This is a genomic window from Novosphingobium sp., from assembly GCF_024642085.1.
GTDB lineage: Bacteria > Pseudomonadota > Alphaproteobacteria > Sphingomonadales > Sphingomonadaceae > Novosphingobium.
Genome location: NZ_JAHEBV010000003.1, coordinates 74,138 through 89,842 on the forward strand (window position 1 = coordinate 74,138; position 15,705 = coordinate 89,842).

Below are 15,705 nucleotides of genomic sequence, written 5' to 3' on the forward strand. Positions count from 1 at the left end.
TTGGCAAGCGCCGCATTTGCGGCATCTGCCGGATACAACGCTTCAAGCGACACAAGGCTCCTTTAAAATGGCCTGATGATCGTGCAGCTCAGCGTTGACCCGGATTAATGAACGCCAACCCGATAAATCCGCCGGTGCGCCAGCGCACTTCTACAGGATGGACCGAGCCGTCTTCTAGTTCGACGAGCATTTCCTTGCTGCTGAATACCTCTTCGATCGCCTCTCCTTTCAAGCCGCCGGCAGAAATATCCTCGATGGCGAAGGCGCGCGGTGCACCGTCGATGTGGAGCGTCAACACGCAGCCATCAGCGGGTTGCCGTTTGTCACTACGGCGTTCGCGGTATGGCTTGCCGCCGGCTACCAGATGCAGCGCAACCTGCTTGTGGCCAACAGGATCGAGCCCCATGGAAGCGGCTTCTGCCAACGGCAGCGCTGTGCCGCAGCGAGCGCATTCGGCGGTGATCCTGCCAACTAGCCAGTTGACGCCGTGGCATCCCGGGCAATGGTTGATCGTGTCGGCGTGAAACAGCACCTGATAACCACGGGCGCTTGCCTTGCCGCCGCCGAAAGGCGGGATCGATGAATGCGCATTCATGGCGGGTATCCTTGCCAGCCCTGTAATCAGCGCAGAATAGCTGCTGCCTATTGCCAAGACTTTAACCCGGTTTTCACCGTGGTACTCAAGCGCCCATCTGTCTGTCCAGCAGTCCGTGCTTTTTCATGCAGTGACGCAGCTGATCATAGGTCAATCCCAGCGCCTTGGCTGTCTGGCGCTGATTATAGCGGTTGCGGCCCAAGGCGTGTTCAACAATCGCCCGTTCATGCGCATCGACCGCAATGCGCAGATCCGAAATCGAATCGAAATGCGGTGAAGAATTGGGCTGGGGTGCCTCAAAATCGGAAGCCTGCGCGACCTGTGCGTCGGCGCGGGGCGGCGGTGCGGGTTTCCACGGGCTGTCGAATGGGTCGAATTGGATGTAGCCGACCGGTCGGTCCCAATCGTCCCAGCGATAAACCGCCCGTTCGACCACGTTTCTCAGTTCGCGGACATTGCCGGGCCAAGGGTAGTCTTCCAGCGAACGCATCGCCAACTCGGAAAAGCCGGGCCATTCCTCCCAGCGCAGTTCAGTAGCCATGCGCCGCCCGAAAAAGTCCGACAGCACAGGAATATCGCCTTCGCGTGCCCGCAGCGGTGGCAGGGTAATAACGTCGAAGCTCAGCCGATCGAGCAGGTCGGCGCGAAATCGGCCCTGCTGGGCCAGTCGGGGCAAATCTTCATTGGTGGCCGCCACAATACGGACATCCACCTGGATCGCGCGAGATGATCCGATGCGGGTCACCTCGCCATATTCAACCGCACGCAGCAGACGTTCCTGTGCGCCCATCGACAACGTCGCCAGTTCGTCGAGAAAAAGCGTCCCTTTGTCGGCTTCCTCAAACCGTCCGGCACGCGCTCTGGTAGCACCGGTGAAGGCTCCCTGCTCATGACCGAACAATTCCGCCTCGATCAGTGTTTCCGGCAAAGCTGCACAGTTCAGCGTGACCAGCGGTTCGCCCCATCGCTTGGACAAGCGGTGGAGGCGTTCGGCGACGAGTTCCTTACCGGTCCCACGCTCACCGATCACCAGAACAGGACGGCGCATCGGCGCCGCCCGGCTGGTGCGATCTACGGCATCAAGGAAGGCCTCGGACTGACCGAGGAACTGAACGTCCCGCTCCATGCCCAACATATAGCAAATATCACCAACAAGGCGCAACGGCCACCACATGTTGTTCGTCGAATACCGCAGAAATCGTCAGCTATGCGGGATGCCGGTAATTTGGCACGCGCCTTGCTGTTAGGTGAACAAGCACCAATCCCGCGAGGACATTATGTTCACCAACACCTCTTTCGCCGCTACCAAACTCGACAAGGCAATCGTGATTTCCATCGCCGCGATGCTGACGATGAACATCTTTGTTCTAACCCAGCAACATGCCGCCCAGGCCATAGCGGCTGTTCCAGCCCCTTCAGCAACCGCCCAGGCCTGAGGGATACGCTCGTGATCAACGAACCCTTAGACACCAATGACCCCCTTGGGCCGGAACGCGCCGACCCCCCTGCAGGAGAGAACCAGTCCCCTCGCCTGCCCCGCGTTCCGGCCCATTCCACACCGTCAACCTCGGGCGGCGTTGCCCCGGATACCTCGTTCGGTTTCGGTCGTCGTCATGCGCGTCTGGACGCAGAAGTGGACCGTCTGCGCCGTTCCCCTACCCCAACCCTTGGAGCACCCTTGATGGGCATATTTAACCGCACCCGTGACATCATTGCCGCCAATTTCAACGAATTGCTCGACAAGGCTGACGATCCTTCAAAGATGATCCGGATGATTATCCTCGAGATGGAGGAAACGCTGGTAGAAGTTCGCGCCAGCGCTGCGCGTACTATTGCCGATCAGAAGGAAATGCATCGCCACACAGTCAAGCTCGATCAATTGCAGGCTGACTGGGCGGACAAGGCCCAGCTGGCGCTGTCCAAGGATCGCGAGGATTTGGCCCGCGCCGCTCTGGTCGAAAAGAAGAAGGCAGCCGATATGGCCGACCAGCTCAAGACCGAGATTACTGTGCTGGATGACGCTCTGCGCGCGTATGAAATCGACATCGAAAAACTGCAGACACGACTGCGCGAAGCCCGCAGCCGTCAGACCGCCATCGCCGCACGGCTTGAAAGCGCCGAAAACCGGGTCAAGCTGCGCACTCTGCTGGCAAGCGAACGGGTTGATGAGGCGATGTCGCGGTTCGACCAGCTGGAACGCCGGGTCGACTATGCCGAAGGCCGCGCCGACGCGCTGAGCCTGGCCGACGGCACCAAGCAGCCCAGCCTGGCGGACGAGATCGCCGCCCTGGCCGGGCAGGACAAGATCGATGAAGAGCTCGAGGAAATGAAGCGCGCGCTTCAGGCGCAGAACAGTTCCGTTTCGCCGAGCCAAGACAAGAAGGAAGATTGAGCCGTGTTTCCGAGCGAACTTATTATTGTCCCGGTAATCTTCATCGGGCTGCCGTGGATCATCATGCATTACGTCACCAAGTGGAAGACGGCCGCGACCATCACCACCGATGACGAGGCCCTGCTGGACGAACTGTACCAGCTGGCCCGCCGCCTGGACGAACGGATGGACACCGTGGAGCGTCTTGTTTCGGCCGACAATCCAGCTTTCAAGCCCGCGCGCATCCAGCACGACCGCGACGTTGACAACCAGCCCCTGCGCGAACTCGATCGCCTGGTGGCCGAGACACGAGGAACCCGCAAATGACCGATTCACGCACCACCTTGTACCGCGACAAGCAGAACGCGAAGCTGATGGGCGTGTGTTCCGGCATTGCCGACTACACCGGCGTCAACGCCTTGTGGATCCGGCTGGCCGCGATCACCCTGCTGATCATGACCGGCGGATCGATCATCCCGTTCTACTTCATAGCCGGGCTGCTGCTGAACAAGAAGCCGCAGCACCTGTATGTCGACCGCGAAGAGCAGCAGTACTGGCAGCGCGTCCGGCAGTCGCCCGCCCGGACTGCGCGTGAAGTGCGTTCGCGCTTTCGCGACATCGACCGCCGCCTGGCCGAAGTGGAAACCTACTACGTCACGAGCAACCCGCGCCTGTCCGCCGAAATCGAGCGGCTGCGCTAAGCCATTCCTGAGGGGGAGTACGTACAATGGATGCCGGTTCGATTGGCGCCCTGATCCCGATCTTTGCCCTGTGCATTCCGATCGTGGCGATCTGGACCAAGCACAAGCAGAAGATTGTCGAGATGGAAATTCGGACGACTGCGGAAAAGGCGGCGCAATATGCAACGCAGAACACCGCACTGGAAGACCGGGTCCGCGTGCTCGAGCGCATAGTCACGGACAAGGGCTATGACGTCGCCACACAGATCGAGGCGCTGCGCGATGCGCGCAAGGTCGACGCGCTGCTTGATCACCGCGACAAGGAGCAAAACTGATGGAATTTGGCGATTTCATGGGCTTAGCGGCCGTGGTGATTGGCTTTATATCGATCACCGGCATCCTGACTGGCGCTTACAAGAGCAAGCTTCGAGTACGTGAGCGCGAGTTGGAACTGCAGATCATGCAAGCCAACAGGAACGCCGAAAAAGCACCACCAGCCACTGCGAGAATTGAGCAGCGTCTACGCGTCTTGGAGCGCATTGCGACCGATGCCGCCGCCGACAAGGGGCCTAACCTGGCCGAACAGATCGAACAATTGCGCGACGCGCGACAGACAGAGGTACTGTGACGTGGACGGGGATGTCTTCAACATTGTCGTCATGGGCATCATCGCTGCCAGCCTGGTCACGGGCGCCGGGATCGCTGCGTGGATTTATACCACCCGGATGCGGATCAAAAACGGCTATCCGCTTAACGGAGCATGGGGGCAAAGCGTTTATCCCAAGGTAACGACCGAGGAAGTTGAACGGATCAAACTGCTCAGCAACGAACATGCCCAGCTGCGCGCTGAACTCGGTTCGGTAAAGGATCGCCTGGCAACGGCTGAACGGATCGTCACCGACGGCGGCTATGCACTGACCCACCAGATCGAAGCCCTGCGCGACTTGCCGAAGAACTGAAGGAGTTAAAGACATGAGTGGAGGCGTCGTTGCCATTGTTATCGTCGCGATCATCACCAGCATGATCGTGCGCCTGGTCAAGATCCAGCATGGCATGAATCCGGATCGCCGGCACCGCCGTGGCCAGAGTCAGGCTCTGCTCGATCCGGCCCAGCCGACCTTGCGCGAACAGGAACTGCAGCGGGAGGTCGAAGACCTGCGCGAACGCATTCACGTGCTGGAACGCATCGCTACCGATGACCGCAAACCACAGGCCTTGGCAGACGAAATCGAAAGGCTGCGCGACCGTTAAGGCCGCAGCGCAAGGGAGCAACCGCAATGACCAGCGAAACGTTCCTGATCGCCATGACTGCCCTGGTTGGCCTGATCGTCTGCGCCGCAGCGGCGCTGCGGGGCTGGCAGGGCTGGCTGACGCTCAAGACTCGTGAACTCGAAACTCATCACCGTCCCGAAATCGAAGGGGGCGTTGGCAGCGGCATGGCGCGGATCGAGATTGCCGACCTCAAGGAACGCATTCGCAAACTGGAAGCCATTGCCGCCGGGGTGGACCTCTAGGTTGGCCCCGGCTAGTGCCGCGGCGATGCGTAGCCTATCCGACATACACGACGAATACGATTTCCTGGACGGTGATGAACGTTATCGCCTGCTCATCGAACTCGGCCGTATGCTAGAACCGATGCCAGATGCTTTAAAGACCGATGCAACACTTGTTCGCGGGTGTTCGGCCAGCGTTTGGGTTTATCCGACGCGACTTGATGATGGCACCCTGCATTTCCTGGCTGACAGTAATGCAGCGATTACCAAGGGAATCGTCGCACTGGTCATCGCCGCGGTGCAAGACCGCCCCGCGGCCGTGGTTGCAGCTACCGATATTGCCAAAGCGCTCGCTCCGTTTGATCTCAGGAACCAGCTTTCGTCAAACCGCACCCAAGGCGTTCCCAATATGATCGGCCTGATCCGCGACACCGCGGCGCGTCTGGCACAAGACTGACCGCTGTGCGGATGCTCCTGCTCAAGACAGCGGGCTACGCCTCGCTCGTCGCGGGATTCATTGGTATTTTTTTGCCTATCTTGCCGACCGTGCCATTTCTGTTGCTGGCCGCGTTTTGCTTTGCCCGCAGCCATCCCGAAATGGCGGAACGGCTTTATACCAATCCTCGCTACGGCCCGGCAATGCGTGAATGGCGCGATCGCCGGGCAATTCCGCGCCGTGCCAAAGTTTCGGCGCTGATCGCCATGGCAACGGGCGGCGTGTTTACCTGGTTCACCATCGGATGGCCTTGGGTGCTGATTTCCATCGCGGTGCTGATGGGAGCGGGAAGCTGGATCTGGACCCGCAACGAATAGCAATGGCCCTTGCCAGAAGCGCGCGCCCTGCTTAGGCGATTGGCTGTTATGGCCAGCAGACCGCGTACCTTGTACGAAAAGATCTGGGACGCGCACGTAGTCGAACGGCGCGATGATGGCACGTGTCTGATCTATATCGACCGGCATCTCGTTCACGAAGTGACCAGCCCCCAGGCGTTCGAGGCGTTGCGGTTGGCGGGGCGCAAAGTCCGTCGTCCCGACCTGACCCTGGCTGTGCCCGATCACAACCTGCCTACAACAGCACGCCGCGATGCGGCAGGCCGGCGCATGCCGATCGCCGATGCGCAAAGCGCGCAGCAGCTTGAGGCGCTGGAACGCAATGCACCGGAATTCGGTATTCGCCTGATTGGTGATGCCGACGCCGAACAGGGCATTGTTCATGTTGTCGGGCCAGAGCAGGGATTTTCGCTGCCAGGCGCGACGATTGTTTGCGGTGATAGCCATACAGCGAGCCATGGCGGACTAGGCGCTTTGGCCTTCGGCATCGGCACCAGCGAGGTTGAGCATGTTCTGGCCACACAAACTCTTCTTCTGGCTCAATCAAAAACAATGGAAGTGCGCGTTGAAGGCCGGCTTGGCCCGGGCGTAAGCGCTAAGGATGTTGTGCTGCATATCGGCGGCGTGCTCAGCGCCTCAGGCGGGACCGGATTTGTAGTCGAATATACCGGGTCGGCCATTCGCGCCCTGTCGATCGAGGGACGGTTGACGGTGTCGAACATGGCGATCGAGCATGGCGCGCGCGCCGGGTTGATCGCGCCTGATGACAAGACTTTTGCCTATGTAAAGGGCCGTCCCTATGCGCCCGCGGGTTCGGACTGGGACCGGGCTGTGGCCTGGTGGCGCAGTCTGGCAACCGATCCCGGCGCGGCATACGACAAGATCGTCTTGATTGACGCTGCGGATATCGTCCCTTCAGTTACCTGGGGAACCAGCCCGGAAGATGTGGTGCCGATCACTGGTACAGTACCAGCGCCTGAGGACTTTGCCGATCCGTCGAAGCAGGACGCCGCGCGCAAATCACTGGAATATATGGGGCTGACTGCCGGACAGAAACTGACCGATATTGAAATTCAGAACGTCTTCATCGGCAGTTGCACCAACAGCCGTATAGAAGATTTGCGCGCCGCTGCCGCCGTTCTGAAAGGCAAAGTCAAAGCATCCAATGTCACCTGGGCTATCGTTGTACCGGGGTCAGGCCTGGTAAAGCACCAGGCGGAAGCCGAAGGGCTGGACAGGATTTTCACTGCGGCTGGATTTGAATGGCGCGAACCGGGTTGTTCAGCCTGCTTGGGCATGAACCCCGACAAAGTTCCGCCGGGTGAACGATGCGCCTCGACCAGCAATCGCAACTTCGTCGGCAGACAGGGCCCTGGCTCACGCACGCACCTGGTTTCACCGGCGACAGCCGCAGCCTCAGCGATCGCCGGTAAGCTGGCAGATATCAGGGCGCTTGATTAGGAAATACCGCAGCTTGCAATCCGGACCCAGCGATCCCCATAGAGGCACCATGACCGATCAATCTGACAAGCCCGACAAATCATCCTGGACCAGCGCTGCGGCGATGGCGGGGGCGGCAATCGGTTCTGCTGCGCTGGCCGCCGCTTTACTTTATGCTTCGCGCCGCAAAGAGCGGGCCGACAAGTCCGCGCGCATGGCTAAGCCCGACCAGGCGCCGGAGACCGATTGATGGAACCCTTGCGCGAGGTGAGCGGACGGGCAATCCCGTTTGGCCGCAAGAACGTCGATACTGACGTGATCATCCCCGCCAAATGGCTCAAGACCATCACCCGCGACGGTCTGGGCAGGGGCGCGTTCGAAAGCTTACGCGAAGATCCTGCCAACCTGTTTGATTCGCCCGAATACACTGGTTCGCCGATCCTTATTGCCGGCGATAATTTCGGCTGCGGATCGAGCCGCGAACACGCCGCGTGGGCACTGCTTGACTTAGGCATCAAAGCGGTAATCGCGCCAAGTTTCTCGGACATTTTTTCTAGCAACGCGTTCAAGAATGGCATTCTCACCGTGGTATTACCGCAAGATGCGATTGACCGTTTGATGACCGTCGCGCGTACTGATCCCATCGCCATCGACCTTGAACAACAGAGCGTCACCACGCCGTTCCAGGACCGCTTCCGCTTTGAAATTGATGCTTTTCGCAAGCACTGTCTGCTGGACGGGCTGGACGAAGTGGGCCTGACTCTGTCTCGTGACTCTGCGATTACGACTTACGAAAAACACGCGGCGGCGGCCATGCCATGGCTGGCCCAGACCGCATAAAACCCGGGAGAATTGCCATCATGAAGGCCCTGCGAAGCCACGCCGTCGGCGGACCCGAAACCTTGACTCTTGACGAACTGGAAAGTCCCCAGCCGGGCCCCGGCCAAGTAAGAATCGGGGTGAAGGCCTGTGCAATCAATTACCCTGACGTGCTGATCATTCGCGACATGTACCAGTTCAAGCCGCCGCGTCCGTTTTCGCCAGGCGGAGAATTGTCCGGTGTGATTGATGCGGTAGGCGAAGGTGTGACGCAGTGGGAAGTCGGCGACCGCGTAATCGCGATGATGGGCAACGGCGGTCTTGCCACCCAGGCTCTAGCCCCGGCTGACAAGCTGTTTCCCTTGCCTGACGGGGTCAGCTTTGAGACCGGTGCGTCGCTCTTGATGACTTATGGCACCAACATGCACGGTCTGCTTGATCGTGGCCACCTGAAAGCCGGTGACACTCTGCTGGTGCTGGGCGCGGCTGGCGGCGTTGGCCTTTCGGCAGTCGAACTGGGCAAGGCTTATGGGGCGCGCGTGGTCGCCGCAGTGTCGAGCGAGGAAAAGGCTGCAGTAGCGCGGGAGCACGGGGCGGACGAGGTGGTCATCTATCCCGTCGCACCGCTTGACAAGGACCAGTCCAAAGCGTTGGCCGAAGCGTTTAAGGCAGCCTGCGGACCTGAAGGCGCCAACGTCGTCTACGATATCGTCGGCGGTGACTATTCCGAACCGGCAGTGCGCTCAATTGCGTGGGAGGGAAGGTTTTGCGTGGTCGGCTTTCCGGCCGGTATCGCGAAGCTGCCGCTCAACCTTACACTGCTCAAAAGCTGCGATGTCTGCGGGGTCTTCTGGGGCGCCTATGCCGCCCGCGATCCGAAAGGCAATGCTGCCCACATCACCAAGCTTTTCGAACTGCTTAAATCAGGCAAGATCAGGCCGCGCGTCTCAGCAACTTTTCCGCTTGAACGCGGCGGCGAAGCGATCACCATGCTGGCTGACCGCAAGGCAATCGGCAAAGTTGTGGTAACGATGGACTGAGATGGGCAGGAGACAGCTATGAAGACAGCACACATGGCCATAGCAATCGGACTGGCGCTGACCGGGTGGGCTGCGCTAGCGAAGCCTGCACCAACACCTGCTGCTCCCAAGCCTGCTGACGTTGTAGCCGCTCGTCAGGCTGCAATGGCAATGGGCGCGGTTACGTTCAACATGCTTAAGAACGCGAGTGGAGCGGGAACTCCGGCAAAGAACCTCGGCTTTGGCGCGAATGCACTGGCTAAATGGAGCGCGGCCATGCCCGCGATGTTTGCCCCTTCGACCCGCAACGTGCCCAGCCGAGCCAAGCCGGAAGTCTGGGCTGACATGTCCGGTTTCGCTTTGAAAAGCGCCGCCTTTGCTGATGCAACCAAGGCATTGGTCGCGGCTGCGAAGAACGATGACAAGGAAGGCTTTGCTGACGCGCTTGCCAGCACCGGCGCCGCGTGCAAGGGCTGCCACGACAGTTATCAAGTGCCACCGCCCGCTGCCAAGCCGGGCTAACGCGGCACCAAGCAGACGATCAGGAGCAAAGATGACCGACTTCAACGACCGGGAGCGCGCCGAAGAAGCAAAGTTCGCCCGAGACGAAGAAATGCATTTCCGCGTTCATGCCCGCCGCAACCGCCTTTTGGGGGAATGGGCGGCCGGGTTGATGGGCCTGTCTGCGGTAGAAGCAGAAGGTTACGCCAAGGGCGTGGTTCAGGCTGATTTCGAGGAAGCCGGCGATGAGGACGTAATCCGAAAGGTTTTGGGCGATCTTGTCTCAGCCGGACAGGATGTCAGTGAGGCCGATGTCCGCGCTGCGCTGGAGACAAAGTCTATCGAAGCCCGCCGCGCGCTGATGGGCGAAGGATAAGTAATTCATCATGGCCATGGCTGGTGACACGATTGAGGCGATGATCAAGACCGCACTTCCTGATGCACAGGTTACGATGACCGATCTTGCCGGCGACAACAACCATTGGGCCGCACATGTGGTTTCCGCCGCTTTTACGGGCAAGTCGCGAATTGCCCAGCATAAGCTGGTCTATGCGGCGCTTGGCGGCCGAATGGGCGGTGAACTGCACGCCTTGCAACTGACCACCGCCGTTCCCACCTGAAGGAACGAGGAGCCCAACCCAATGTCCGACACCACTGCCCGCATCGCCGAAATCGTCAAAGCCAATGACGTCGTCCTGTTTATGAAGGGCACGCCATTATTTCCTCAGTGCGGGTTTTCCAGCCGGGCGATTGCGATTTTGGATCATCTTGGCGTTGCCTATGACAGCGTCGATGTGCTGCAAGACATGGAAGTTCGACAAGGCATTAAAGGCTTTTCCGACTGGCCGACAATCCCCCAACTTTATGTGAAGGGCGAGTTTGTAGGCGGCAGCGACATTATGATGGAAATGTACGAAGCGGGCGAACTGCACCAGCTGATGGCTGATAGCGGCGTCAAGCCTGCCGCCTGATCGCCTCCATATCGGCAGGCTTCAAAAGCGCTTCGCCGATCAGTCCAGCAATCGCTGGCCCGGTCATAGGCATACCGACAAGATGGCCTTGGAATTCGCGGCAGCCACACGCTTCGAGGCATTCTTTTTGCCGCGCGTTTTCCACCCCCTCGGCAATGACCTCAAGGTCTAGAGCGCGGGCGAGTTTGATCATCGCATCCACCAATGCTTCGGATTCGTCTTCTCCGCCAAGTGCTGCAACAAATGATCGATCAATCTTGATCTTGTCGACCGAGAAGCGCTGCAGAACACTTAGGCTTGAGTAGCCGGTCCCGAAATCATCCAGTGCTATGGAAAATCCCAGACGCTTCAGGGCATCAATATTGGCTGCTGTGACCGGATCTTCTCCGAGCAGTGCCGTTTCGGTCAGTTCGATTTCGTATTGCGACGGGACAATCCCGGCCTGCGCCGCCAGCCGGGTTACCAAAGCAGCGAAGCCCGGAGCACGCAGCTGCACAGCCGATACATTGATGGCGATGCGCGCTTTGGTCCAATGGCCAGTTTCAGCAAAAACCTTCCGCAGGACCTGCTCACCCAAGGCCAGGATCAGTCCGCACTCTTCAGCCAGCGGAACAAACGTTGACGGCGGCACGGCACCGCGTTCGGGATGCACCCACCGCACCAACGCCTCTACCGCCACGATCCCGCCATGGTGGTCTACCTGAGGCTGATAGACCATTCCCAGCGCATCACTGTGAAGCGCCTCGCGCAGGTCCGTTTCCAGCGAACGACGGTTTCGCAAAGCCATATCCATTTCGGCTTCGAAAAAGGTGACGCGGCAGCGGCCAAGCTCTTTTGACCGATACATCGCCAGATCAGCCCAGCGGAGGGCTTCAGACGGCTCGACGCCGGCGTTGTCGATCACGGTAGCGCCTACCGAGCAACCGACTTCGAGAAGACCGTATTCCGTTTTCAGCGGAGCACGAACTGCGGAAACAATGCGTTCGGCCAATACCGTCACGGCAGCGTCATTGGCGTTTTCAAGCATCACGACAAACTCATCGCCGCCCAGACGGGCTATCAAGGCCTCATCGGCACACACGTCGCGTAGGCGTCCGGCAACAGCTTGAATTAACGCATCGCCAGCATGGTGCCCCAGCGTGTCATTTACTTCTTTGAACCGGTCCAGATCCACAGCAAGTATGGCCACTCGCTGACTGAGTGTCCCTATTCCGGCCAAGACCGGTCCCAGCCGCGCAAATAGCATAGAACGGTTTGGCAGTTTGGTCAGGGGATCGTGAAAGGCAAGATGCCGTGCGCGCGCTTCGCTGGCGATCAATTCGCTGAAAATCGTCGCCCCACTGCGCACCACAATCATGGCGATCATCGCCATGGCGGCGATCGCGGCAAGTGCCGGGATCCACAACTGACGCAATAGCATCAAACCGGGTCGGCGCGGCGTCCAAGCAAGGCGGCCAACCAGCACTCCATCTGCGCCGTGCAGATCTACCTTCGTATACTGACTTACCGCGATATCTGCGGGATATAGATGTAGGTCATCGACCAGATACCGCCCTCCGAAAGTTCGGATCATCCGGGCATCCAAAGGCATGGCCATGATAACTACGGGCGCGCGTTTACCGGTCGGCTGGACTTTGCCTACGTCGGGTTGAACAAGAGTGGCAACCACAATGAACAATGTGTCATCGGCCCAAGCCAACGCGTTCATCTGGATTGGCGCGACCTGCGCAGCATCGGCATTCGGCGTTACCCGCACGGGTGGGCGAACAGCTTCAACTGCGCGTATTTGCGGCAACAATTTCGCGGTAACCGAAGCGAACGGGGCAAAGGCATCGGTAGACGCTCGCTCCCCCCGAACCGAAGCGTAAAACGCGTTGCCCGAAGCATCGACGACGAATGCGCGAGTAAACCCGTTAAACGTGAACAAATAACTTCCCAAGTTCATGTCCGCCCAGCGCAGGTCGCGATTGATATCAAGCGCCTTTACCGATTCGTCCCAGGCAACCTGCGGATGTATGACTTCATCGATTTCACGAAGTTGACGCGCAAAACCGTTTTGCACCATCTTCTGTTCGCGGTCTGCGGCCACTTCATCAAATTGCATGACAAGGAATACAGCAAGGCACACAAGCAACATCAGCCCGGCCAGCGTCATCACAACGATAGGGCCGAACAACCGTAATTTTCTGTGATCGATTTTATTTCGAAGGAAAGGCCCAGGGATCACGCGTCACATTGCTTTCAAAGCATAATTGAGTACGCGCCGATCTAATTACCTGATCTCAAAGAATGATTAGCGTCACGTTCAGCAAATATTGACCCTGATGACCGGCAGACATTCGTTTGCCAGCCGAAATGAACGTTCAAAGCCAAAACTTTGTGGAACTTTATGCGTGTCGGGGAGATAGCAGGGGAGGCGGGACCGCGGGAGACCAGGGGGGTGCGGCCCCGCCTCTCTTTGAGACTGCTTGGGGGTATGCCTTACTAAGCATGAGCCGTGCCAATTCGAGAAAAAACACAGAATTTCGTGACTTACGTGCTTCGTTATCGTCCCGGCTGATCGCTACATGTAAAGCCAGCCGACATCGCTCGTCTATGTGATTTGCGCTTGGCAAAGTGGCTGGTGGTAGGCACCGTAGGGCGATGGACAGTAAAGACGAATACGCCGAACACGATCAGCCGCCCCCGGCCATTCCTGCTGCAACGCTGATTATCTTTCGCAATTCCCCTGATGGCGGCGCGCCGCAGGTATTGATGGTCGAACGGTCGGCTTCGATGACCTTTGCCGGGGGCGCGGCAGTGTTTCCTGGCGGCCGGGTCGATGACGCCGATCTTGAATTCGCGCAAGAGCTAGGCGCGACGGACGACAACCAGCGTGACGAACTGGGCGCCCGGATCGCGGCGGTGCGAGAAACGCTTGAAGAGACGGGCTTGGTAGTGGGCATCGATCAGCGTGCGTCGGTTGAACACGCCCTATCCGCCCGCGCGAAGCTGCTAGAGCGCAAGGTTCTTGCGCCCGTTCTGGCTGACATGGGCTGGACCTTGCAGCTGGACCGGCTTCTGCCATTTTCCCGCTGGCGGCCGAAGCACCGGCATCTTCGGGTCTATGACACCCGTTTTTACCTCGCCGATTTGGGTACCGGCGCAGTCGACTTGCTGGTTGACCAAAGCGAAAATACGCATCTTTTCTGGGCCAGCGCCGCAGACGCGCTGAAACTTGCCGACAGCGGCCGGATCAAAGTGATATTCCCGACCCGGCGCAACTTGGAACGGCTGGCGCAATTTGCGTCGTACAGCGAAGCGGCCGAGCACGTAACCCGCTTTCCCAGCCGAATGATCACCCCTTTCATGCAAACGCGCGATGGCGTTCCATGGCTCGCCATACCCGACGATGCGGGATATCCGGTGACCGGTGAACCGCTGGAAAGTGCTGCGCGGAGTTAAAAAAAAAGAGCCCCCGCCAGCCTAAGCTCGCGGGGGCTATAGTTGGCCGGTAGGAAGGGCCCACCGGTCGGGTCGCATAACCCTCATAAGACAGGCGCACTGATTCGACCGTGACGGAGGTCACACCTCTACGAAAAAATGCAGTTGGATGGCGCGCCCGGCAGGGGTCGAACCTGCGGCCTCAAGATTAGAAGTCTCGCGCTCTATCCAGCTGAGCTACGGGCGCGCGCCGGGGGTTCCCATAAGGCGGGATTGCACGGCGCGCAAATGCGGCTAGCGTGCCGCCCATGAGCACCCACCTCAACATGCTGGACGGACAGGCAGGCGCGCGCCGCCACTACCGCTATTTCGATTATGTGATGGCAGCATTTGTCGCCATCCTGCTGCTGTCTAACCTGATCGGGGCTGCCAAGCTGGCAACGTTGGGGGGATACACGTTTGGTGCTGGCATCATGTTCTTTCCGATCAGCTATGTCCTTGGCGACGTGCTGACCGAAGTTTACGGCTATGCCAATGCGCGACGGTGCGTCTGGGTGGGCTTTGCCGCAATGATTTTCATGGCTTTCATGAGCTGGGTGGTCGTGGCCCTGCCTCCGGCCTCGGGGTGGAGCGGGCAGTCTGCCTATGAAAGCGTGTTCGGCAGCACCTGGCGAATCGTTGCCGCTTCAGTGATCGCGTTCTGGGCGGGGGAGTTCGTCAACAGCTTCGTCATGGCCAAGATGAAGATCTGGACTGAGGGCGGGAAACTGTGGACGCGCACCATTGGATCTACGTTTTTCGGCCAGGCCATAGACAGCCTTATTTTCTATCCGATCGCCTTTCTCGGGATCTGGAGCACCGGGCAGGTCTTGACCGTAATGGTCACTAACTGGCTGCTGAAAGTTGTGTGGGAAGCATTGCTGACCCCGGTAACCTATGCAGTGGTCGGCTGGCTCAAGCGGCGCGAGGGGGTTGAGGTTTTTGACCGCGGCACCGATTTCTCGCCATTCGCCAAAGCAGATGCGGTTTAGGCCCCGCCGCTTCGCGGCAGGGCCTCACCGGCGATTGCTCAATCGGCGATGAGGCCGATCGCGATATAGATCAGCACCAGGCTGCCGAATCCCAAGATTGTGCCCAGTGCCCAACCGACGCGAACCAGCGTTACGTCCACGCCGAAATAGTGGGCCATTCCCGAGCAAACACCCATCACCTTGGCGTTTTCACGGTCCAGGCGAAAGCCGGTGCGGTCGGGCAGGATGGGGCTGCCATTGTCGAGCGCGTTCATGCGACAACTCCGATATAAGCAGCAGCCGCTTGGGGCGCGGTCGGGGTGGCAACGGTGCCTGTGATAAGCAGGAACGTGAGGGCCAGCGCCGATACGGCTGCGGTTGCCTTAGTGCTAAACGTGTTGGATTGCGTCATTTTCGATCTCCTTGGACAAAGTGTGTTGCGCTAGTTGCGCATGTGACGGTGTCTGCAGGGAGCGTGCCAATTGCGGAAATTGGCACAAATCCACCCTTTCTACAGGATGAACAAAATCTTTCGCCTACATGAATACTCAA

At 59.2% G+C, this 15,705-nt stretch carries 26 protein-coding genes and 1 tRNA gene; 21 read left to right on the plus strand and 6 right to left on the minus strand.

Translation table 11 applies throughout. The features are described from left to right. Positions 1 to 88: 88 nt before the first annotated feature. Complete coding sequence (locus tag Q0L62_RS02180; RefSeq protein ID WP_296675775.1) at positions 89 to 595, minus strand: PilZ domain-containing protein; 507 nt, start codon at positions 593 to 595, stop codon at positions 89 to 91. Between the two features lie 85 nt (positions 596 to 680). Further along, complete coding sequence (gene pspF, locus Q0L62_RS02185) at positions 681 to 1,721, minus strand: phage shock protein operon transcriptional activator (protein WP_296675777.1); 1,041 nt, start codon at positions 1,719 to 1,721, stop codon at positions 681 to 683. Between the two features lie 121 nt (positions 1,722 to 1,842). On the opposite strand from pspF, the gene Q0L62_RS02190 reads away from it, so the two are divergent. The 19 genes from Q0L62_RS02190 to grxD all read left to right on the plus strand — a co-directional run bounded on the left by Q0L62_RS02190 (position 1,843) and on the right by grxD (position 10,720). Continuing rightward, complete coding sequence (locus tag Q0L62_RS02190; RefSeq protein WP_296675779.1) at positions 1,843 to 2,031, plus strand: hypothetical protein; 189 nt, start codon at positions 1,843 to 1,845, stop codon at positions 2,029 to 2,031. Between the two features lie 245 nt (positions 2,032 to 2,276). Further along, positions 2,277 to 2,987: a phage shock protein PspA gene (gene pspA, locus Q0L62_RS02195; RefSeq protein WP_296675782.1), complete on the plus strand. Its 711-nt coding sequence runs from the start codon at positions 2,277 to 2,279 to the stop codon at positions 2,985 to 2,987. A 3-nt stretch (positions 2,988 to 2,990) separates the two neighbouring features. After that, positions 2,991 to 3,293: an envelope stress response membrane protein PspB gene (gene pspB / locus Q0L62_RS02200; RefSeq protein ID WP_296675785.1), complete on the plus strand. Its 303-nt coding sequence runs from the start codon at positions 2,991 to 2,993 to the stop codon at positions 3,291 to 3,293. Continuing rightward, positions 3,290 to 3,667, plus strand: a complete 378-nt coding sequence (pspC, locus tag Q0L62_RS02205; RefSeq protein WP_296675788.1) for an envelope stress response membrane protein PspC — start codon at positions 3,290 to 3,292, stop codon at positions 3,665 to 3,667. Before pspB ends, pspC begins: the two co-directional genes overlap by 4 nt. Positions 3,668 to 3,693: 26 nt before the next feature. Further along, complete coding sequence (locus tag Q0L62_RS02210) at positions 3,694 to 3,981, plus strand: hypothetical protein (protein ID WP_296675790.1); 288 nt, start codon at positions 3,694 to 3,696, stop codon at positions 3,979 to 3,981. Continuing rightward, entirely contained in the window at positions 3,981 to 4,274 is a 294-nt protein-coding gene (locus Q0L62_RS02215; protein ID WP_296675793.1) for a hypothetical protein, read from the plus strand. Before Q0L62_RS02210 ends, Q0L62_RS02215 begins: the two co-directional genes overlap by 1 nt. Before the next feature lie 31 nt (positions 4,275 to 4,305). Then, positions 4,306 to 4,605, plus strand: a complete 300-nt coding sequence (locus Q0L62_RS02220) for a hypothetical protein (protein WP_296675967.1) — start codon at positions 4,306 to 4,308, stop codon at positions 4,603 to 4,605. A gap of 13 nt (positions 4,606 to 4,618) precedes the next feature. After that, complete coding sequence (locus tag Q0L62_RS02225; RefSeq protein WP_296675795.1) at positions 4,619 to 4,897, plus strand: hypothetical protein; 279 nt, start codon at positions 4,619 to 4,621, stop codon at positions 4,895 to 4,897. A 26-nt stretch (positions 4,898 to 4,923) separates the two neighbouring features. Then, complete coding sequence (locus Q0L62_RS02230) at positions 4,924 to 5,160, plus strand: hypothetical protein (RefSeq protein WP_296675798.1); 237 nt, start codon at positions 4,924 to 4,926, stop codon at positions 5,158 to 5,160. A 25-nt stretch (positions 5,161 to 5,185) separates the two neighbouring features. Next, positions 5,186 to 5,596 carry a SufE family protein gene (locus Q0L62_RS02235; RefSeq protein WP_296675800.1) on the plus strand — a complete coding sequence of 137 codons (411 nt, stop codon included), beginning with the start codon at positions 5,186 to 5,188 and terminating at the stop codon, positions 5,594 to 5,596. An 11-nt stretch (positions 5,597 to 5,607) separates the two neighbouring features. Then, the gene (locus Q0L62_RS02240; RefSeq protein ID WP_296675969.1) at positions 5,608 to 5,952 is read left to right on the plus strand and encodes a YbaN family protein; all 345 of its coding nucleotides are present in this window, start codon (positions 5,608 to 5,610) and stop codon (positions 5,950 to 5,952) included. Positions 5,953 to 6,000: 48 nt separating this feature from the next. Continuing rightward, positions 6,001 to 7,431: a 3-isopropylmalate dehydratase large subunit gene (gene leuC / locus Q0L62_RS02245; protein ID WP_296675802.1), complete on the plus strand. Its 1,431-nt coding sequence runs from the start codon at positions 6,001 to 6,003 to the stop codon at positions 7,429 to 7,431. A 49-nt stretch (positions 7,432 to 7,480) separates the two neighbouring features. Next, positions 7,481 to 7,660 carry a hypothetical protein gene (locus tag Q0L62_RS02250; RefSeq protein ID WP_296675805.1) on the plus strand — a complete coding sequence of 60 codons (180 nt, stop codon included), beginning with the start codon at positions 7,481 to 7,483 and terminating at the stop codon, positions 7,658 to 7,660. Then, a complete protein-coding gene (gene leuD, locus Q0L62_RS02255; protein WP_296675807.1) occupies positions 7,660 to 8,250 on the plus strand; it encodes a 3-isopropylmalate dehydratase small subunit in 591 nt (196 codons plus the stop codon). The genes Q0L62_RS02250 and leuD overlap by 1 nt, the downstream gene beginning before the upstream one ends. Before the next feature lie 20 nt (positions 8,251 to 8,270). Beyond that, complete coding sequence (locus tag Q0L62_RS02260) at positions 8,271 to 9,269, plus strand: NADPH:quinone oxidoreductase family protein (protein WP_296675810.1); 999 nt, start codon at positions 8,271 to 8,273, stop codon at positions 9,267 to 9,269. 18 nt (positions 9,270 to 9,287) lie between these two features. Next, on the plus strand, positions 9,288 to 9,770 hold the full coding sequence (locus tag Q0L62_RS02265) for a cytochrome c (RefSeq protein WP_296675811.1): 483 nt from the start codon (positions 9,288 to 9,290) through the stop codon (positions 9,768 to 9,770). 31 nt (positions 9,771 to 9,801) lie between these two features. Continuing rightward, entirely contained in the window at positions 9,802 to 10,125 is a 324-nt protein-coding gene (locus Q0L62_RS02270; RefSeq protein WP_296675814.1) for a DUF1476 domain-containing protein, read from the plus strand. Positions 10,126 to 10,135: 10 nt separating this feature from the next. Then, positions 10,136 to 10,369: a BolA family transcriptional regulator gene (locus Q0L62_RS02275; protein ID WP_296675816.1), complete on the plus strand. Its 234-nt coding sequence runs from the start codon at positions 10,136 to 10,138 to the stop codon at positions 10,367 to 10,369. 21 nt (positions 10,370 to 10,390) lie between these two features. Then, the gene (gene grxD / locus Q0L62_RS02280; protein ID WP_296675818.1) at positions 10,391 to 10,720 is read left to right on the plus strand and encodes a Grx4 family monothiol glutaredoxin; all 330 of its coding nucleotides are present in this window, start codon (positions 10,391 to 10,393) and stop codon (positions 10,718 to 10,720) included. Here grxD and Q0L62_RS02285 read toward each other — a convergent pair. After that, the gene (locus Q0L62_RS02285) at positions 10,704 to 12,875 is read right to left on the minus strand and encodes an EAL domain-containing protein (RefSeq protein ID WP_296675821.1); all 2,172 of its coding nucleotides are present in this window, start codon (positions 12,873 to 12,875) and stop codon (positions 10,704 to 10,706) included. The genes grxD and Q0L62_RS02285 overlap by 17 nt on opposite strands. Before the next feature lie 488 nt (positions 12,876 to 13,363). Between Q0L62_RS02285 and Q0L62_RS02290 the strand changes: the two genes are divergently transcribed. After that, entirely contained in the window at positions 13,364 to 14,164 is an 801-nt protein-coding gene (locus Q0L62_RS02290; RefSeq protein ID WP_296675823.1) for an NUDIX domain-containing protein, read from the plus strand. 149 nt (positions 14,165 to 14,313) lie between these two features. Here Q0L62_RS02290 and Q0L62_RS02295 read toward each other — a convergent pair. Next, positions 14,314 to 14,390, minus strand: a tRNA-Arg gene (locus tag Q0L62_RS02295). A 61-nt stretch (positions 14,391 to 14,451) separates the two neighbouring features. Between Q0L62_RS02295 and Q0L62_RS02300 the strand changes: the two genes are divergently transcribed. Beyond that, the gene (locus tag Q0L62_RS02300; protein WP_296675826.1) at positions 14,452 to 15,174 is read left to right on the plus strand and encodes a queuosine precursor transporter; all 723 of its coding nucleotides are present in this window, start codon (positions 14,452 to 14,454) and stop codon (positions 15,172 to 15,174) included. A 38-nt stretch (positions 15,175 to 15,212) separates the two neighbouring features. On the opposite strand, the gene Q0L62_RS02305 is transcribed toward Q0L62_RS02300, so the two are convergent. Both Q0L62_RS02305 and Q0L62_RS02310 read right to left on the minus strand, forming a co-directional pair. Further along, entirely contained in the window at positions 15,213 to 15,428 is a 216-nt protein-coding gene (locus Q0L62_RS02305) for a PspC domain-containing protein (protein ID WP_296675829.1), read from the minus strand. Then, entirely contained in the window at positions 15,425 to 15,565 is a 141-nt protein-coding gene (locus tag Q0L62_RS02310) for a hypothetical protein (protein WP_296675831.1), read from the minus strand. Before Q0L62_RS02310 ends, Q0L62_RS02305 begins: the two co-directional genes overlap by 4 nt. Between the last annotated feature and the right edge of the window lie 140 nt (positions 15,566 to 15,705).

What these genes read in the sequence shown, in the direction of transcription:
- Q0L62_RS02210 (WP_296675790.1), top strand. Translation starts at nt 3,694, where the DNA reads ATGGATGCCGGTTCGATTGGCGCCCTGATCCCGATCTTTGCCCTGTGC.
- Q0L62_RS02300 (WP_296675826.1), top strand. Translation starts at nt 14,452, where the DNA reads ATGAGCACCCACCTCAACATGCTGGACGGACAGGCAGGCGCGCGCCGC.
- pspA (WP_296675782.1), top strand. Translation starts at nt 2,277, where the DNA reads ATGGGCATATTTAACCGCACCCGTGACATCATTGCCGCCAATTTCAAC.
- Q0L62_RS02215 (WP_296675793.1), top strand. Translation starts at nt 3,981, where the DNA reads ATGGAATTTGGCGATTTCATGGGCTTAGCGGCCGTGGTGATTGGCTTT.
- Q0L62_RS02275 (WP_296675816.1), top strand. Translation starts at nt 10,136, where the DNA reads ATGGCCATGGCTGGTGACACGATTGAGGCGATGATCAAGACCGCACTT.
- leuC (WP_296675802.1), top strand. Translation starts at nt 6,001, where the DNA reads ATGGCCAGCAGACCGCGTACCTTGTACGAAAAGATCTGGGACGCGCAC.
- Q0L62_RS02180 (WP_296675775.1), bottom strand. Translation starts at nt 595, where the DNA reads ATGAATGCGCATTCATCGATCCCGCCTTTCGGCGGCGGCAAGGCAAGC.
- Q0L62_RS02265 (WP_296675811.1), top strand. Translation starts at nt 9,288, where the DNA reads ATGAAGACAGCACACATGGCCATAGCAATCGGACTGGCGCTGACCGGG.
- Q0L62_RS02270 (WP_296675814.1), top strand. Translation starts at nt 9,802, where the DNA reads ATGACCGACTTCAACGACCGGGAGCGCGCCGAAGAAGCAAAGTTCGCC.
- Q0L62_RS02250 (WP_296675805.1), top strand. Translation starts at nt 7,481, where the DNA reads ATGACCGATCAATCTGACAAGCCCGACAAATCATCCTGGACCAGCGCT.
- Q0L62_RS02220 (WP_296675967.1), top strand. Translation starts at nt 4,306, where the DNA reads ATGGGCATCATCGCTGCCAGCCTGGTCACGGGCGCCGGGATCGCTGCG.
- pspC (WP_296675788.1), top strand. Translation starts at nt 3,290, where the DNA reads ATGACCGATTCACGCACCACCTTGTACCGCGACAAGCAGAACGCGAAG.
- leuD (WP_296675807.1), top strand. Translation starts at nt 7,660, where the DNA reads ATGGAACCCTTGCGCGAGGTGAGCGGACGGGCAATCCCGTTTGGCCGC.
- Q0L62_RS02225 (WP_296675795.1), top strand. Translation starts at nt 4,619, where the DNA reads ATGAGTGGAGGCGTCGTTGCCATTGTTATCGTCGCGATCATCACCAGC.
- grxD (WP_296675818.1), top strand. Translation starts at nt 10,391, where the DNA reads ATGTCCGACACCACTGCCCGCATCGCCGAAATCGTCAAAGCCAATGAC.
- Q0L62_RS02230 (WP_296675798.1), top strand. Translation starts at nt 4,924, where the DNA reads ATGACCAGCGAAACGTTCCTGATCGCCATGACTGCCCTGGTTGGCCTG.
- Q0L62_RS02285 (WP_296675821.1), bottom strand. Translation starts at nt 12,875, where the DNA reads ATGACGCTGGCCGGGCTGATGTTGCTTGTGTGCCTTGCTGTATTCCTT.
- Q0L62_RS02235 (WP_296675800.1), top strand. Translation starts at nt 5,186, where the DNA reads ATGCGTAGCCTATCCGACATACACGACGAATACGATTTCCTGGACGGT.
- Q0L62_RS02310 (WP_296675831.1), bottom strand. Translation starts at nt 15,565, where the DNA reads ATGACGCAATCCAACACGTTTAGCACTAAGGCAACCGCAGCCGTATCG.
- Q0L62_RS02290 (WP_296675823.1), top strand. Translation starts at nt 13,364, where the DNA reads ATGGACAGTAAAGACGAATACGCCGAACACGATCAGCCGCCCCCGGCC.
- pspF (WP_296675777.1), bottom strand. Translation starts at nt 1,721, where the DNA reads ATGGAGCGGGACGTTCAGTTCCTCGGTCAGTCCGAGGCCTTCCTTGAT.
- Q0L62_RS02260 (WP_296675810.1), top strand. Translation starts at nt 8,271, where the DNA reads ATGAAGGCCCTGCGAAGCCACGCCGTCGGCGGACCCGAAACCTTGACT.
- Q0L62_RS02305 (WP_296675829.1), bottom strand. Translation starts at nt 15,428, where the DNA reads ATGAACGCGCTCGACAATGGCAGCCCCATCCTGCCCGACCGCACCGGC.
- Q0L62_RS02240 (WP_296675969.1), top strand. Translation starts at nt 5,608, where the DNA reads ATGCTCCTGCTCAAGACAGCGGGCTACGCCTCGCTCGTCGCGGGATTC.